This is a genomic window from Paenibacillus radicis (ex Gao et al. 2016) (genome assembly GCF_014641555.1).
GTDB lineage: Bacteria > Bacillota > Bacilli > Paenibacillales > Paenibacillaceae > Pristimantibacillus > Pristimantibacillus radicis.
Genome location: NZ_BMHY01000001.1, coordinates 626,911 through 642,403, shown reverse-complemented (window position 1 = coordinate 642,403; position 15,493 = coordinate 626,911). Strand labels below are relative to the sequence as shown.

Annotated in this window: 17 protein-coding genes; 3 read left to right on the top strand and 14 right to left on the bottom strand. The window is 51.1% G+C overall.

What is annotated here, in order from left to right:
* The first annotated feature begins 54 nt into the window (after positions 1-54).
* Together IEX98_RS02700 and IEX98_RS02695 are read left to right on the top strand one after the other, a co-directional pair.
* The gene (locus tag IEX98_RS02700; RefSeq protein ID WP_188887387.1) at positions 55-1,191 is read left to right on the top strand and encodes a THUMP domain-containing class I SAM-dependent RNA methyltransferase; all 1,137 of its coding nucleotides are present in this window, start codon (positions 55-57) and stop codon (positions 1,189-1,191) included.
* Between the two features lie 33 nt (positions 1,192-1,224).
* Positions 1,225-3,273, top strand: a complete 2,049-nt coding sequence (locus IEX98_RS02695; protein WP_188887386.1) for an LTA synthase family protein — start codon at positions 1,225-1,227, stop codon at positions 3,271-3,273.
* 79 nt (positions 3,274-3,352) lie between these two features.
* Here IEX98_RS02695 and IEX98_RS02690 read toward each other — a convergent pair whose 3' ends face one another.
* From IEX98_RS02690 to IEX98_RS02645, 10 genes are all read right to left on the bottom strand, one after another.
* The gene (locus IEX98_RS02690; RefSeq protein ID WP_188887385.1) at positions 3,353-4,768 is read right to left on the bottom strand and encodes a PDZ domain-containing protein; all 1,416 of its coding nucleotides are present in this window, start codon (positions 4,766-4,768) and stop codon (positions 3,353-3,355) included.
* A gap of 81 nt (positions 4,769-4,849) precedes the next feature.
* Complete coding sequence (locus IEX98_RS02685; protein WP_042162895.1) at positions 4,850-5,071, bottom strand: DUF1450 domain-containing protein; 222 nt, start codon at positions 5,069-5,071, stop codon at positions 4,850-4,852.
* Between the two features lie 71 nt (positions 5,072-5,142).
* Entirely contained in the window at positions 5,143-5,445 is a 303-nt protein-coding gene (locus tag IEX98_RS02680) for an iron-sulfur cluster assembly accessory protein (RefSeq protein ID WP_188887384.1), read from the bottom strand.
* Positions 5,446-5,486: 41 nt separating this feature from the next.
* Entirely contained in the window at positions 5,487-5,723 is a 237-nt protein-coding gene (locus IEX98_RS02675) for a hypothetical protein (protein ID WP_188887383.1), read from the bottom strand.
* A 73-nt stretch (positions 5,724-5,796) separates the two neighbouring features.
* Positions 5,797-6,699 carry a M14 family metallopeptidase gene (locus tag IEX98_RS02670; RefSeq protein WP_229691942.1) on the bottom strand — a complete coding sequence of 301 codons (903 nt, stop codon included), beginning with the start codon at positions 6,697-6,699 and terminating at the stop codon, positions 5,797-5,799.
* Between the two features lie 100 nt (positions 6,700-6,799).
* Entirely contained in the window at positions 6,800-7,609 is an 810-nt protein-coding gene (racE, locus tag IEX98_RS02665) for a glutamate racemase (protein ID WP_188887381.1), read from the bottom strand.
* Between the two features lie 208 nt (positions 7,610-7,817).
* A complete protein-coding gene (locus IEX98_RS02660; protein ID WP_188887380.1) occupies positions 7,818-8,222 on the bottom strand; it encodes a YtxH domain-containing protein in 405 nt (134 codons plus the stop codon).
* A gap of 1 nt (position 8,223) precedes the next feature.
* Positions 8,224-8,715, bottom strand: coding sequence for a DUF948 domain-containing protein (locus IEX98_RS02655; protein ID WP_188887379.1), 492 nt, complete (start codon positions 8,713-8,715; stop codon positions 8,224-8,226).
* Positions 8,716-8,883: 168 nt separating this feature from the next.
* Complete coding sequence (locus IEX98_RS02650) at positions 8,884-9,309, bottom strand: DUF86 domain-containing protein (protein WP_188887378.1); 426 nt, start codon at positions 9,307-9,309, stop codon at positions 8,884-8,886.
* 148 nt (positions 9,310-9,457) lie between these two features.
* Positions 9,458-9,745: a Dabb family protein gene (locus IEX98_RS02645; RefSeq protein ID WP_188887377.1), complete on the bottom strand. Its 288-nt coding sequence runs from the start codon at positions 9,743-9,745 to the stop codon at positions 9,458-9,460.
* Positions 9,746-9,865: 120 nt separating this feature from the next.
* Here IEX98_RS02645 and IEX98_RS02640 point away from each other — a divergent pair, with 120 nt between their 5' ends.
* Positions 9,866-10,129, top strand: a complete 264-nt coding sequence (locus IEX98_RS02640; RefSeq protein WP_188887376.1) for a hypothetical protein — start codon at positions 9,866-9,868, stop codon at positions 10,127-10,129.
* Positions 10,130-10,178: 49 nt separating this feature from the next.
* Here the strand turns inward: IEX98_RS02640 and IEX98_RS02635 are convergent, their stop codons facing one another.
* From IEX98_RS02635 to IEX98_RS02620, 4 genes are all read right to left on the bottom strand, one after another.
* Positions 10,179-10,568, bottom strand: coding sequence for a cytochrome C oxidase subunit II (locus IEX98_RS02635; protein ID WP_188887375.1), 390 nt, complete (start codon positions 10,566-10,568; stop codon positions 10,179-10,181).
* Between the two features lie 189 nt (positions 10,569-10,757).
* On the bottom strand, positions 10,758-11,150 hold the full coding sequence (locus tag IEX98_RS02630; RefSeq protein ID WP_188887374.1) for a phage holin family protein: 393 nt from the start codon (positions 11,148-11,150) through the stop codon (positions 10,758-10,760).
* Positions 11,151-11,592: 442 nt separating this feature from the next.
* The gene (locus IEX98_RS02625; protein ID WP_188887373.1) at positions 11,593-13,503 is read right to left on the bottom strand and encodes an ABC transporter ATP-binding protein; all 1,911 of its coding nucleotides are present in this window, start codon (positions 13,501-13,503) and stop codon (positions 11,593-11,595) included.
* Positions 13,500-15,230, bottom strand: coding sequence for an ABC transporter ATP-binding protein (locus tag IEX98_RS02620; protein WP_188887372.1), 1,731 nt, complete (start codon positions 15,228-15,230; stop codon positions 13,500-13,502). The genes IEX98_RS02625 and IEX98_RS02620 overlap by 4 nt, the downstream gene beginning before the upstream one ends.
* Positions 15,231-15,493 lie beyond the last annotated feature (263 nt).

Sequence of the window (15,493 nt, the reverse complement as noted above, 5' to 3'; positions counted from 1 at the left end):
TTGTCCGTGAGGAAACAACTTTGTTTTCAAAGAATAAGGGGAGAATGAACTTTTATGACTACGATTAACCTGATTGCGACCGCACCGATGGGACTGGAGTCCGTCGTCGCGCGCGAGCTGAAGGAGCTCGGCTACAATGACCTGCAGGTGGAGAACGGCCGCGTCCGTTTCACCGGGGAGCCGATCGATATTTGCCGAACGAATCTCTGGCTCCGCTCTGCCGGACGGATTCTCGTCAATATGGGCGAGTTCCGGGCGACTACCTTCGAGGAGCTGTTCGAGGGCACCAAAGCGCTTGACTGGCCGGAATGGATACCGGAGGACGGCGAATTTCCGGTAAACGGCCGTTCGCAGAAATCCCAGCTGACAAGCGTTCCAGCCTGTCAAAGCATCGTAAAAAAAGCGGTCGTCGAAAAAATGAAAATGCGCTATGGAACAGAATGGTTTCATGAAGATGGCGGCAAATACGTCATCGAAGTGACGCTGATGAATGATCAGGCCATGCTGACGCTCGACACGACGGGTGCTGGCCTACATCAGCGCGGCTACCGGAAAGTATCGACCGAAGCTCCGCTGCGCGAGACGATGGCTGCCTCACTTGTTCAACTGAGCCGCTGGCAGCCCGAACGTCCGCTTTATGATCCGTTCTGCGGTTCCGGCACGATTCTGATCGAGGCGGCGATGATCGGCTGGAATATTGCACCGGGACTCCGCCGCAGCTTCAACAGCGAAGGCTGGCCGCTTGTGCCAGACGAGCTGTGGGACGAAGCGAGAGACGAAGCTTTCGATGCGGTTAAAGATAATGTGCCGCTGCAAATTGCGGGCTCTGACATTGATCCGCACGCAATTGAAATTGCAGAAGCTGCTGTAAAGAAAGCCGGCTTTGGCAAAGAAATTAAGCTGGAAGTACTGCCCGTTGCAAAAATGAAGCCGAAAGGCGACTACGGCGTCATCATTACAAATCCGCCATACGGCGAGCGGCTTGGCGACGATAAAGAAGCCGAGAAGGCAATCCGTCAATTCGGCCTTTCGTCGCTTCATTTGCCAACCTGGTCGTTTTTCGCAATTACGCCAACTAAAGAAATCGAGCATTACTTCACCCGCCCTGCCGATAAGAAACGCAAGCTGTTTAACGGCCGTATTCAGACGGATTTCTATCAGTTTTTCGGGCCGCTTCCTCCCCGCAGGTAGCGGAAGCTGTACGGGAAAGGATCTAAACACGTTATGCTTTATACGAAACAGAACGTCGTCAGGCGCGGAATGCGACTGATGCTGGAGTCATTCAAGCGCCTGAAGGCGCTGGACTTGCTGCTGTTCTTCATCGGCATGATGGCCAAAGTTTATTTGTTTGATACCATCATTGCCGTGCCCAATATGGCGATGAACGGCTTTGACACAGTGGTCGCAATTGGAACGCTGGCGCTGGTTTGCTTCTGGACAGTATGGCTGCCGACACGCGGCCGGATTATTGCCTTGATCACAATCAGCATGCTGCTTTCCTTCATCATGTATGCCGATATTATTTATTACCGTTACTTTCAGGATCTGATCTCGGTTCCCGTCCTAATGCAGGCAAGCCAGGTCGATTCGCTAGGCGAAAGCATCTGGACGCTTCTGCAAGCCCGTGATTTTTGGCTGCTGGCAGATTGGCTGGTCCTTGTACCCTTTGCCTACTATACGCTTCGCCATGGCCGGACAGACCTGAAGGATCGTTTCAGAGATTCCTACGAAAAAGACAGAAGACGAAGAGGGTGGCCCCATGTCGCTATTCAAATCGTACTCGGCTTCGCCATCTTCTTCATGGGCGCTTCCATGTCCATCGGCAACATTAATATCGCCAAAAAAACATGGGCGCAAGGCTTGTTCGTCAACAATTGGTGGAGTCTCTCCCTCTATAACGTAACGGGCGTTGTCGGCTTCCATGGCTATGATGTATACCGCTATGCGAAGGAACGGCTGAATACCGAACAGGTATCCGCCGAAGCCGCAGCCGGTATCCAGCAATGGACCTCGGACCGGGGCAACAGCCGTAAAATGCTGGAGAATGACGCTACCTTTGGCGCTTATAAAGGCAGCAATGTACTGCTGGTTCAGGTTGAAGCGCTGCAAAACTTTATGATCGGCAAATCGGTCGGCGGCGAAGAAATTACGCCTAATTTGAACAAGCTCATGAAGGAAAGTGCCTATTTCAGCCAATTTTATCATCAGACGTCGCAAGGCCGGACCTCGGATGCCGATTTCTTGGCTAATTGCTCGCTGCAGCCTCTCGTGAGCGGCTCTGTCTTCATCCAATATGCAGGCCATACGTTCAACTGCATGCCGCAGACTTTAAGCGACAACGGCTATGCGGCTACAGTGTTCCACGCTTATGACGGCGGGTTCTGGAACCGCAATACGATGTATCCCCGTATGGGCTACGACACTTTTTACAGTAAAAAGCATTTTGCATTGGACGAGCCGATCGGCTGGTCGCTGGGCGACTCTTCCTTCTTCAGTCAGTCTGTCGATGTCATCGCAGAGCAGAAGAAACCTTTCTACTCCTTCTTAATTACGCTGTCGAGCCATCATCCTTTTACGATGCCCAAAGAGCATCAAGTGCTGAAGCTGGGTGACCTCGAAGGCACGTTAATGGGCGACTACTTGCAGTCCGTTCATTATGTAGATACTGCGCTTGGCGAGCTGGTAGAGAAGCTCAAAGCTGAAGGGCTATGGAAAAATACGATATTCGCCCTCTATGGCGATCATGATAATTCCATTAAGGATTGGGAGCTGTTCGAGACGTTTCTTGGCAAGCCGTTAAATGACCTGGAGAGGCAGATGATCTTGAAGCAGGTTCCGTTCCTCGTTCATCTGCCGGATGGCGCCTATGCCGGAACGCATACCAACGTCGGAGGCCAGCTCGACATTACGCCGACTTTGCTTCATCTGCTAGGCATATCTACCGCCAGCGATACGCTGCTTGGAACACCTCTGCTCACGGAGCGAGCATTAAGCGGCAATGGCGGCAAGCTTGTCGTCCAGCGCAATGGCGCTTTCACTGACGGCACCATCTATTATATGCCATCCTCAGATGGCATTGCGGCAAACGGAAAGTGCTGGAATATCGCAGAGAGCAAACTTGGACCTATAGCGCCATGTCTGGCTCATGCGGAAGAGGCAACCTCAGAACTGACGATGTCGGATCAGATTATCACCCATGATCTAATTCCGGTGTTCAAGGAGACTGAGGCCGCCCAAGCCAACGTTGCCGCTGCAGCCGGAGGAAAAGAATAATGCAACCAACGATAAAGCCCCGCCTTTCGCGCGATCCCATTGGGATGGCCGAAAGGCGGGGCTTTTGTCCGTTTGTCCGTTATGGCGTATTTGACCGCGGATGCTGCTTGAGCCAGTCCAGCACATCGTCAATCTTCTGCACCGGAACGATTCGCAGCTTCGGTGCTCCCGATCTCGCCTCTGCTTCGAGCTCAGCCGGAACGAAAAAGACGTCGGCATCCGTTCGGCTGACGGCGTAAGCCTTCTGCGGGACGCCGCCGACGAGGCCGATAGAGCCATCGGCCTCGATTGTGCCTGTGCCCGCCACGCGCCAGCCGTTCGTTACGCCGCCTGGCGTCAACTGATCGATTAACGCGAGCGTCAGCATCGCGCCATGCGATGGGCCGCCCAGATGGGCGATATAGCTGTTGTAATGGACGGACCGCGGAATATCCGCATGCAAGTCGTTGCTGACGGAAACGCCGAATACGGCCCGCTCCGGCAGTGTATCGCTTGCCTCTGCGCGGCGCGTCGGAACCTCGAGCTCGAGCTCCTCTCCATTTCGGCGCAGCCCGACTGTTACTGCATCACCAGGCTTCACCTGCTGGGCCATGATTGCCGTCATTTCCTCAATCGTTGCCACTGATTTGCCATTCAACCGGATAATGATGTCACCCGGCTGAACAATGTTTTGGACGACGCTATCTTTAGCCAATGCCATTACAAGAATACCCTCGCTCGTCATTCCTTTGCCAAGGCCGACCTTCTGCATCGCAATCGCGCTTGCCACGCTGTTCGCATCGGTCTTCATTTCCACAACCTGCGTATAGGCCTCCGTCAACGGCGGCTCGTTCTCGCTCTTGCGCTCAAAGGTATACTCCGGCAGCAGCTTGGCATACAACCAGTCAGCAAGCACGGCGGGCCGCTCGAAGACGAGCACCCCGCTTACGCTGCCATTCGGCGTTCCGCCTTCGACATGAGCGTACCGGTTCATCGCGATCGTCATGGCCGGATAAGTGACGCGATAATTAGTCGGATAGGCCAGTGCTGCGAGCAGCAGAATGGCAGCAGCCAAAGTGACCAAGCCTTTCACCGGCAGCAAGCGCCTCCACCCTCGAGCGCCTTTCGCTGCAATTTCGCCCCCGAACAAATCGGCAAATACCAGCAGCAGTCCAGCGGCAATCAGTCCGATAACGATTATGAGCTTTGCAGGATTCACAGCTATGTAGCAAATAGCGGCAGCATTCACCGCCCCAGTCAAGCTTCGCAACGCCAGCAGCAGCTTTTTCCCGCCCCAGTGGGTCTTCAAGAGGCTGATAACGCCCCTCACCGCCCCTGCTCCCCATAGAAGCGGGATAATAGCCAAACCGTAGAGCAGGCTGTCGATCATCTCGATCCATAGACGGCCGGAAGCGGTATGCACCGGCGCCGGCAGCCAGATCAGCTCCACGAATACAATCACGACAAACATAAAGATCATGCCAGCGTAGTAATACCGGAAATGCCGATTATTCATCAATAAACCTCCAGATCGGGGATAGCTGCAAACATATTCAAAAAGAGACCCAACATCGCTGTTGAGTCTCCTGCCTCCGGCTTACTTCACATAGGGCCGAATCTTTTGGATTGCTTCATCTTCGTCTGCCGCTTTCACATAACGTCCATTAATAAATATGAATGCATAGCGGGCGCACGGCCCGCAATAGGATTTGCAGCCTACCCGGATTTCGGCGTCGGGTGCCAGCTCCTGGAGCTTCGGCACAATCGACTTGACCCGGACATGCTTGCATTTATCGCATACGCGTATGTCGTTTGCCATCAATAATCTTCCAATCCGGCAAGCGGGAATGGCCGGGGCAACCGGCGCACCGCTTTTATTTATTTAAATGATTAATGTTCGCCGTTATTCCCTTTGGACGGATTTGTTACAGCGAAGCCTTCTTCTGGCACATAGAAATAGTCGATGCGAACGCCGTCGAGGAAATCATTGTCCTTTTCCAAAATAACGTCGATGTCTTTGTCTGTCGATACGACGACATCTTTATCAGTCGGCTCATCGACAGCAAGACCGTAGTGCGCATGATCGCCGTGCGCGTGAGTCACGTAAACGCGAAGCTTTTTGCCTTCGTTTTCAGGCTTGTCCAGTTCAAGTTTCAATATCTTTGCGGCATTGCGCGTAATTTTGCAGTTCATGTCTCTCGCTCCTTTGTATGAAAAGATGCCCATGGCAAACTTTATATTTTACTATTATACTTGTTCTCCATAAATCGAGCAAACCATTGTGCAACCAGCATCGTGACGGCAATATCGTCAATCGGCATAAACGGCATCACGTCCGGCAATACCCAATAAAGAATGACGGGAATGAGGAAAAGCAGCTTGTCCCGCAACGCAACGTCCTTAGAGCGAAGCAGCCGGTACACGCGGACAAACGTATTCCGCCAATACCGGAGAGAGAACAATTTGCGCATAGGGCACACCCCTTTTTCTAACGAAATACTTTTCGTCATTATAGCATAAGCATGCCCTAATTTCGCAAACGTCTTACCGGTGCAGCCGCAGCGCCTCGGTAAGAAGCGGCTGCAGCGTACGGTAAATCGAATCAAACTGGGAAGCAGGCAGCGGATTGGCTCCCAGTCCCGCTTCCACCGTGAAGCCTGGGCGCCGGTATCGCTGAATGAACCAATCCTTATACCCTGCATCGCTTCCGCTCAACTTAACCGGCTTATAACCGCTCGCACGGCCCAATCGCTTGGCTAGCTTCTCCGCTTGTTCCGGTTCGTAATTGCGGTAATTCCAATAAATTTCTTCGCCTTGTGTATGAAGCGCAATGACCGTATCGAACTCCAGCGCATTGGTCATGTTGGCCAGTGCCAAAGCCTCCGGCTCGCTTAATGGATAAGGACCTGGATAATCGCGCGGACCAGGGCCGGACCTGCCTCTGCGCCTGCACTCTTCGTCCCAGTGGGCCGGGAACTGATCGTTGAGGTCTACGCCTCGGGCGTTGGCTTTCCATTGGTCGAATTGCTCCGAGCCGTTATTCCACTCCACTAACTGGCGGTAGAACGGATGATCCGGACGAACTCCCCTAACAGCCAGCTCTACCCCGTCCGGATTGAGCATAGGCACGGCCCACAGCGTGACCTCTTTATACAGCCGGCAGGCGCCCTCGCCATTGAGCCAATCATCCCCTTCGCAGGCGGATGCCCAATCTTCGACATAACGCATAAGAAGCGCCGACGTCATCCATTCATTGGCATGACAGCCGCCGTTCATATGGACGCGGCGCTCGCCGTTTCCGCATTTTAACGCGAGAATCGGACGTCCCAGCACCGTATGTCCAATCACATAGCCTTCAACAAAAGGATACTTCCGTATAACCTGCAAGCAATCCTCGACTAATTCGTCATAGCCGTAATTTGATGGGTTCCGATGGATTTCGCTCAAGCCGTCACCTCTCATTCGTCATAGCTGGTATCTCTACATGCTATTCGAGGGAGATGGCTGCCATACCACCGTCTGATGACAAATTATGACCTCCATGGGATCAGCCGATTTGCAGCTCCAGCCAAACGATTGGAGTGAGCTCCAACTGCTGCCCCAGCCACTGCTGGGCAATCTCTCTGAACAAAGCCGGTTCACCGCTGCACAGAAACTGATGCATCGGTATTCGGTGGCCGCTTGCCAGCTCTCCGCTTTTCTCCAGAATAACCCGTGCCTCGCGGGCCGTCTCATCTGCAGAGCTGATCAAGCTAATGTCAGGGCCCATTACCTCTTCAATCATTTCCGAGAGGAAGGGATAATGCGTACAGCCGAGTATTAAACTGTCCATTGCCGTATTACGCAAATGCCCGATGGAATTCCGTATCGTTTTGTACGTTTCGGAGGAGCGGAATTGTCCCTTTTCCACAAGAGGAACAAATAACGGGCAAGCTTTGCTGATCACATGAATTTGCGGCGACAATTCCTTGAGCGCCTGCTCATAAGCTCCGCTGCGAATCGTCCCTTCGGTTCCGATGACGCCTACACAGCCGGATGCCGTTCGCCCTATCGCTGCCCTCGCTCCCGGCTTGATAACCCCTACGACCGGAACGGCGACACTGCGGCGTATATCTTCCAGTGCAAAAGCTGTACTTGTGTTGCATGCTATTATAATCATTTTCGGACGGAACTGAATCAAATAGTCCACGATCTCACGCGTGAAGCGCGTTACCTCTTCGGGAGAACGAGGCCCGTATGGTGCCCTCGCGGTATCCCCGAAATAGACGATTTTCTCGTGCGGCAGCTGGCGCATAACCTCTTTAGCGACAGTTAAGCCGCCTACCCCTGAGTCAAGTATCGCAATCGGTTGCTGCACAAACCCACCGCTTTCCTTCTACATGATCTGTTTATAGTGGCCTTATGACCTGCGACGACTCCAATAGCATATGAATACAGGGATGAAAATGTACCTTATTATTGGCACCCATTTGGAACGGCTTATGCAGCGGTCGAAAGGCCGGCAGTAAGCAAAGAAGGCTGACTCCTGAGCGGAATCAGCCTTCTATATCTATGGAGATTGGAGCTTAATTAACAGTAAGCAGCTGCTTATCCTCAGCAGCAGCATCCTGCTCATTTTCATCAATCACTTCAGCGTCGCCGGCATCAATAGCAGAGAGAATCGCTTCTGGCTCAATTGCTTCTTCCACGCGGCGTTTCGCTGTGCCCGTCGCCACAGCTGCGGCTTGCTTCGCTCTGTCTGCCAGCTGTACCGCTTGATCGCCCAATTGACGCGCAATGCGTCCGGTCGTATCGCCCACTTGACCTGCTGCCCGCACAGTTGCCTCCTGTACTTTATGCGCTCCAGCGGAAATATCCTGGCGCAGCTCCTTGCCTGCTTTCGGCGCAAGCAGCAGTGCCGTAATCGAACCTACAACGCCGCCTGCCAATGCTCCAAGAAGAAAACCTTTCGTTTGATTACGAGTTGACATATTATTCGCTCCCTTCATTCTTATGACGCTCTTCACCCGGATGATCGGACTCGGTTCCGTTATGGCGCTTGCGGTTAGTTTGCCATAGCTGCCAAGCTGCCATACCAAGTTCCGCCCATTCGAACGCCTCCCCGATTTGACGCTGCTCAGCTGCCCGTTCCGCATGCGTAATAGCCGACTGCGACAGTACGGAAGATACCCGGTTTACTGCGGTTGTCGTATGCTCGATCGACTCCCCGATTTGTCCGGCGGCTTCGAATAGACGGTTCACCGATTGCAACTGCTGCTGTGCGGTGAGAATCGTCTGCTCCGCAGGATCCGCAAGCGCGGTTAACCTCGCTGCTGTCACCTGCATATGGGCCATCATTGTTTCGGCGGATGCTTGAACAGCTTTGAGCCGATCCAGCGCCGCTTTAATGCCAAGCAGCATTCCCGCCGCCAATACGACAAAAGCGGCTGCCGCAATCGCAGCACTCCATTCCATTACGTCCATATGCCTGCTCCTCCTCCGCTCCCGGCAGGTTGCCTCCGGCAATCCGAATCGGGCGAATGCCCATATCGTAATGACAGTATAAGCAGCATGGGCTCGTCTTGACACAAAAAAAAGAGCCGATTGCATGAAAGCTGTACCTGCAGCTCTCCAATCGGCTCTTCACTTCCATTATCCAATTAATTCCCGTTCTATATATTGCTCGACCGATGTTTTGAAAACGAGCAGTTGCTCCGCAAGCTCCCGCGATTGCGGATGCAGCTCGGCGCGCTGCCAGTCATAGTAGTCTTGAACGAGCGGCTTCCGCAATTTCACCAATGCGATAAACGGCTCCTGTAGCTCCTTCGGAAAGGCGCCCTCTTCGCCGATAATCTCAATAATATCCTCATAGCTGCTTGCATCGCGCATAATAAAGCCATCGATCAAATAGCTTCCGACATCAGTAATCGTCTCGATCGCCAGATGAAGCGCGCGCTCCTGTGCAAGTCCCTCGATGAGTGTGCCGCTCCACTGTTCCGCCAGTGAACGAAGCGCTTCCGAAATTGCCGGAATTGCCTGCAGCCGGACTCCGATTTGTTCACGATTCACATAGTACATAGAGGCTTCTCCCGCTTTCAGTCTTGCTTTTTGGATTTCGCTTTTCGTTTAAGCCAAGCCACCATGATGATGGCGCTAATAATGATGACAAACAGATACGTCATTAATTGATAGGTATCTTCACCCATTCGTAACCGCCAACCTTTCCTTAGCTCACAAAGTCGACGCTGACGGATGCTTCACGAACTTGCGTCATATGTTCAATTACTTTTTGATGCACAGGATGTACCTGGTACGCGTTCAAACCGTCCAAAGATTCGAATTTCGTAATGAGGGCGATATCATAAGAGCGTTCCGAGTGTACGACGTCGATGCCGACCTCGATGGATTTAAGCTCTTCGATCTTCCCTTCCATATTGCGCAGAACAGCAGCCGTTTTTTCCACGCTCTCCGGGCTTCCGTCCTTTAATTTGAAAAATACGATATGTGTCAACATTCGTTCTTTCTCCCCTCGCGTATGTAGTCGAATGACATGCATCCTTTTGTCACATAATAACCCAAGCAGCCATATTCAAGCAACAATCCAATCAGACAAGCTTAGAGAGGACGGTTCGTTATGCGCTATCCCGTTACGATTGCCGCCACGGTGGTCGGACTTGCCCTTTGCTTATATAATTCAACCGGCTATGACCCGCATAATTTCGTCTTCTTCATGTTCAGCATCCCTGCATGGTTCGTCGATCTCTTTGTTGATGTACATGATGTAAGCGTGTTGCTGATGTACGTCCTGACCGTAATCACTTGGGCACTGCTCGGCTTTATCGCCGATACACTCATTGCCCGCGGCCGCGGAAGAAGCGAAAGACGAAGCAAGGTCTAAATAATGCGCAAAAGAGGAGCCCTGTACGGCTCCTCTTTTTTGACTGTCATTAAGCTGCTTCGACGATTAGCTTCGTTTTCATTTCCAAGTGGCCTGTACCGCAAGGAACCGAGCAGTGCATGATGTACTCGCCTGGTTTGTCGAATTCAAGATTCGTCTCCAGCTCTTGGCCTTCGAGATCAACGTTCAGCTCATCGATTTTCAAACCGTGAATACCGCTTTTGTTTTGAAGCTTAAGAATGACCTTGTCGCCGACTTTAACTTTGTACTCTTCTTGGTCGAACGTGAAGTCGCTGTTAGCTTGCACTTTTACGAGTACGGTACCCTCTGGAAGTTCTGCCGACTCATCCTTAGGCTTCTCGGGCAGGCCGAATGTCAGCAAATAAACTGCCAATAAAGAAGCTGCTGATAATAGTACGAACATGATCCACTTATGCATTACTCCGTGCTCCCCTTTTCGAACGTAGTGTTTACTTCTTATATTACATAAGATCGTCCGAAGTTCTCAACCTTAAACTACGCAAGGGGAAAAGTTTTTTTCATGAATATGACAATAAAATGAACATTACGGAATGATGCTTGTAAATATTGGCGCAACCCCCTTACTCCTTTGGCTGCAATATCGCCGTTAGTTTTTGTCCTTAAGCACTTCAATGATTTTTCGGATCCGATCCGGCAATGGCAAACCCAGACGTCCATAATTTTCGGTAATGGATATCAGTTCGTTGGCGATATAGAAATAGGTCGCCGCCCCCATCGTTGCATTATGCAGATCAAGCAATATATCAACGCGATGCGCCAGCAAGATAACGAGCAGCATCAGTCCTTTTTTCGCCAATCCCCACGCGCCGAATAAACTATTTAATCCTCTTCCTTCTTTGATCGATGCCAATATTCCGGAAATATAATCAATTCCCATTGCCACAACTAATACCGTCAGTGACTCCACCCAACCTCCAAATGCAAAAGTAATGATGGAGCCGAATACGGCGCTTACGGAACAGACCTTAACCCACAGCAATACCCGCCACCCCGCTCTCTTGAAGTTTAATCGTTCTCCATATTCTATGCGTGAGCGGTGCAGGCTGTCCTATGCGCTAACACATCATGCTAGAATTGGACGAGGTGACGGTGAATCCGTATACCATCCATGAAGTCATCATTATCCGCCAGGGAAGAGACGATAGATACATCTCTTAACGCCGGCTCTGTTTCGGAATTCTACCGCGTAATCTATCATTCTCATCATAGATTAATAGACATAAATCCTTGAAAGTTCCTCTCAGCTCGGCATATTTCTGAAGGGCTTCTTCCTTATCCATGGGCTTTCCAATCCGTTCATTCTTATAAGCGATATAATACCTGAACATATGAAAATCGTTACAGAATTGCGTTAATTATGCAAATTTAAACAGCCATCGCCGCTTGTGCTCAAGCGGCGATGGCTGTTATCGAATCCATTTCTAACCGGCGTTTGGCTCCGAAATCGAAGCTTTCCCCGTAAACTGGCTATTGTACAGATCGGCGTAAAAACCCTCTGCAGCGAGCAACTCCTCGTGAGTACCCTGCTCGATGATGCTGCCTTTGTTCATCACGAGAATGAGATCAGCATCGCGGATCGTCGACAAACGGTGAGCGATGACGAAGCTTGTTCTTCCCTTCATCAAATCATTCATCGCTTTCTGGATATACACTTCTGTCCGTGTATCGACGCTGCTTGTCGCCTCATCCAGAATCAGAATGGACGGGTCGGCCAATATAGCCCTTGCGATCGTCAGCAATTGCTTCTGGCCTTGCGAGATGTTGGACGCTTCTTCGTTGAGTACCGTCTCATAACCGTCTGGGAGAGTACGAATGAAATGATCAGCATGTGCGGCCCGCGCGGCGTTGACAACTTCATCCTCCGTCGCACCTTCCCGTCCGTATGCGATATTGTCGCGGATCGTACCGTTGAACAGCCATGTATCCTGAAGCACCATGCCAAACATCCGGCGCAGTCCGCTTCTTCTCATATCGTCAATCGGAACGCCATCAATCGTAATACGGCCGTCATGCAGCTCGTAGAACCGCATCAATAGATTGATGAGCGTCGTTTTCCCTGCACCTGTCGGTCCGACAATTGCTACTGTCTGTCCAGGCTTGACGTCGATATTCATGTGATCGATCAATACGGTGTCTGCGCTGTAGCCAAATTTCACATTGTCGAAGCGCACCGCTCCCTTAGGAGATGCAATCGACTTGGCGTTGTCAGCTTCAGGCTCCTGCTCTGGCTCGTCCAACAGCTCAAACACTCTTTCCGCTGAAGCGATGGTCGATTGAATGACGTTCGATATGTTGGCAAGCTGTGTAATCGGCATGGTGAATTGTCTCGTATATTGGATGAAGGCGAGAATATCACCGAACTCAATTGCCCGCTTCGTCACGAGAATACCGCCAACGATACTGACGAACACGTAACCGATATTGCCGATAAGACTCATAATCGGCATGATGATACCGGAGACGAACTGCGCGCGCCAGCCTGACTCATACAGCCTTTCATTCATTTCGTTGAATTCTGCAATCGAGCGATTCTCATGCCCGAAAGCCTTTACGATTTTATGGCCCGTATACATCTCTTCAACATGCCCGTTCAGCTTGCCTAGCTCTGCTTGCTGGCGAACGAAATACGTTTGCGATTTTTTGGCGATAATGCCTGCAGCGACAAGACTGACAGGTATCGTCAGAAATACGATTAGCGTCATGAGCGGACTAATAGTCAGCATCATAACGATAACGCCGACTAATGTAACTAGCGAAGTTATAAATTGCGTCAAGCTCTGCTGAAGCGTCGAGCTAATATTGTCCACGTCGTTGACGACCCGGCTCAAAATTTCACCGTTCGTCCGCGAATCGTAAAACTTGAGCGGCAAGCGGGCGAACTTCTCGTTAACCTGCTTGCGCAAATCATAAACGGTTCGCTGTGCGACGCCAGCCATTAAATATTGCTGCAAGTAACTGAACACCGAGCTGATGACATAGAGAACGATCAGCTTCAATAGAATCAGATTTACGGTATCGAAATCGATATGCGCATCGGGATTTCCCTGTATTCTGCCTATAACACCCTTCGATAGCTCTGTAACGGCTTTACCCATAATATCCGGGCTTAAAATACTGAATATTGTACTGAGCACAGCGGCTAGCAGTACGAAAATAAGCTTAAAGCGATGAGGCTTTAAATACGTGACAAGCCGAAACAGCGTGCCCCTGAAGTTCTTCGCCTTCTGTACAGGCATACCCATGCCGCCCATTCCTGGAGGCCCCATGCCGGGACCGCGCATGCCTCCTGGGGGACGACCGCCGCCTTGAGGCCCTTTATGCTGCTCACTCATGCGATCTCCTCCTCGGACAGCTGTGATGCGACGATTTCACGATAGACTTCGGAATCAGCCATCAGTTCGCGGTGATTTCCGATACCGGCAATCCGGCCCTCTTCAAGCACAATGATGCGGTCGGCATCCATAACGGTACTGACGCGTTGCGCAACGATTAACACCGTCGCCTCTCCCGTCTCTGAACGAAGCGCTGCGCGCAGCTTCGCGTCCGTCTTAAAGTCCAGCGCCGAGAAGCTGTCGTCGAACAAGTAAATTTCAGGCTTTCTAACGAGTGCTCTAGCAATCGACAGACGCTGCTTTTGACCGCCGGATACGTTGCTGCCTCCCTGTGCGATGACAGAGTCATAGCCTTGCTCCATGCTGCCTATAAAATCAGCGGCTTGCGCGATAGCGGCGGCATGCTTTATTTCTTCCTCAGTCGCATCTTCCTTGCCATACTTAATATTATCCGCAACCGTACCGGTAAACAGCACCGCTTTTTGCGGCACAAAGCCAATCCGCTCGCGCAAATGCTGCTGCGTCATGCTCTTCACGTCAACGCCGTCAACGAGAACCTGACCTTCATTCACATCATAGAAACGCGGAATTAAGCTAAGCAGCGTGGACTTGCCGGAACCGGTACCCCCGATAATGGCGGTAACCTCTCCCGGACCCGCGCGGAAAGATATGTTTGAAATCGCGGGCTCCTCCGCTCCTGGATAGCTGAAAGCCACATCTTTAAACTCGACGTAACCTTGCCTTGAGGCATTCGTCTGAACAGCATCCTTACGGTCTGTCAGACTTGGTGCCAGATCCAGTACTTCATTAATTCGCACCGCCGAAGCTTGAGCGCGCGGAATCATGACGAACATCATCGACATCATGAGCAGCGAGAACATAATTTGCATCGCATATTGAATAAATGCCATCAGCGAACCAACCTCGAGATCGCCATTGTCAATTCGATGTCCGCCGAAAGCGAGAATAGCTACGGTAGCCAAATTCATGACCAGCATCATAAGCGGCATCATAAACGCCATAATCTTATTCACTTTCACCGCGGTTTCGGTAACGTCTGAGTTAGCTGCATCAAACCGGTGGTTCTCGTGTTCAATCCGGTCAAACGAACGGATAACACGAATGCCGGTTAAGCTTTCCCGCAGTACAAGATTCAACTTATCGAGCTTTTTCTGCATCGCTTTAAACAATGGCGTCGCTTTACGCACAACCGCAAAGATTGCGCCTGCCAATACCGGCAGCACAACGACGAGCACCAATGACAGCTTCGCATCCTTCGATACCGCCATTATAATACCGCCGATACACATCATTGGCGCCATCACCATCATCCGAAGAATCATAATAAGCACTTGTTGAACCTGTGTAATATCGTTCGTAGTACGTGTAATTAGCGAAGCGGTACCCAGTTTGTCAAACTCCTGCAGCGAATAGTTTTCGACCTGGCTGAACACGCTGCTGCGGACGAGCTTGCCGAAGCCCGATGCAGCTTTCGCTGAGAAATAACTTGCCGCTATGGAGCACAAGCCACCGCCTGCCGCAACCAGCAGCATAAACCCGCCTATTTTCCAAATGTAGGACTTATCTCCTTGGCTTACGCCCTTGTCAACGATGTCTGCCATAAGCGTCGGCAAATACAGATCAGCGAGTGTCTGTAAAAACACAAAAACAAGTACGAGCGCAACGAATAGCCGGTAACGCTTCAGAAACCGAAAAAGCTTCAACATTCACCATCATCTCCAACGCATTCGGTATCGTTAAATCTTAAATACTTTACTTCTAAAGTAATGAGCATTCTGATTATAAATCTCCTGTAATCTGCGAGTCAACGCAAAATGAGATTATTAAGTTGCGTTGATGAGTATATTCTCATTTATTTCTCATAAAGCAGAATTCAACCGTGAAAGCATGGTTTTTCTCTCTAATTGTGGAATTTGGGGGTGTTTCGAATGTGTTATAGTTGTTTTCGTCGAGATGAAACCTCAAATTC

Bases quoted from the DNA above. Each gene is read 5' to 3' on its own strand.
- IEX98_RS02625 (WP_188887373.1), bottom strand. From the start codon at position 13,503: ATGAGTGAGCAGCATAAAGGGCCTCAAGGCGGCGGTCGTCCCCCAGGA.
- IEX98_RS02675 (WP_188887383.1), bottom strand. From the start codon at position 5,723: ATGCGCAAATTGTTCTCTCTCCGGTATTGGCGGAATACGTTTGTCCGC.
- IEX98_RS02640 (WP_188887376.1), top strand. From the start codon at position 9,866: ATGCGCTATCCCGTTACGATTGCCGCCACGGTGGTCGGACTTGCCCTT.
- IEX98_RS02660 (WP_188887380.1), bottom strand. From the start codon at position 8,222: ATGTCAACTCGTAATCAAACGAAAGGTTTTCTTCTTGGAGCATTGGCA.
- IEX98_RS02635 (WP_188887375.1), bottom strand. From the start codon at position 10,568: ATGCATAAGTGGATCATGTTCGTACTATTATCAGCAGCTTCTTTATTG.
- IEX98_RS02620 (WP_188887372.1), bottom strand. From the start codon at position 15,230: ATGTTGAAGCTTTTTCGGTTTCTGAAGCGTTACCGGCTATTCGTTGCG.
- IEX98_RS02650 (WP_188887378.1), bottom strand. From the start codon at position 9,309: ATGTACTATGTGAATCGTGAACAAATCGGAGTCCGGCTGCAGGCAATT.
- IEX98_RS02690 (WP_188887385.1), bottom strand. From the start codon at position 4,768: ATGAATAATCGGCATTTCCGGTATTACTACGCTGGCATGATCTTTATG.
- IEX98_RS02685 (WP_042162895.1), bottom strand. From the start codon at position 5,071: ATGGCAAACGACATACGCGTATGCGATAAATGCAAGCATGTCCGGGTC.
- IEX98_RS02645 (WP_188887377.1), bottom strand. From the start codon at position 9,745: ATGTTGACACATATCGTATTTTTCAAATTAAAGGACGGAAGCCCGGAG.
- IEX98_RS02700 (WP_188887387.1), top strand. From the start codon at position 55: ATGACTACGATTAACCTGATTGCGACCGCACCGATGGGACTGGAGTCC.
- IEX98_RS02680 (WP_188887384.1), bottom strand. From the start codon at position 5,445: ATGAACTGCAAAATTACGCGCAATGCCGCAAAGATATTGAAACTTGAA.
- IEX98_RS02695 (WP_188887386.1), top strand. From the start codon at position 1,225: ATGCTTTATACGAAACAGAACGTCGTCAGGCGCGGAATGCGACTGATG.
- IEX98_RS02655 (WP_188887379.1), bottom strand. From the start codon at position 8,715: ATGGACGTAATGGAATGGAGTGCTGCGATTGCGGCAGCCGCTTTTGTC.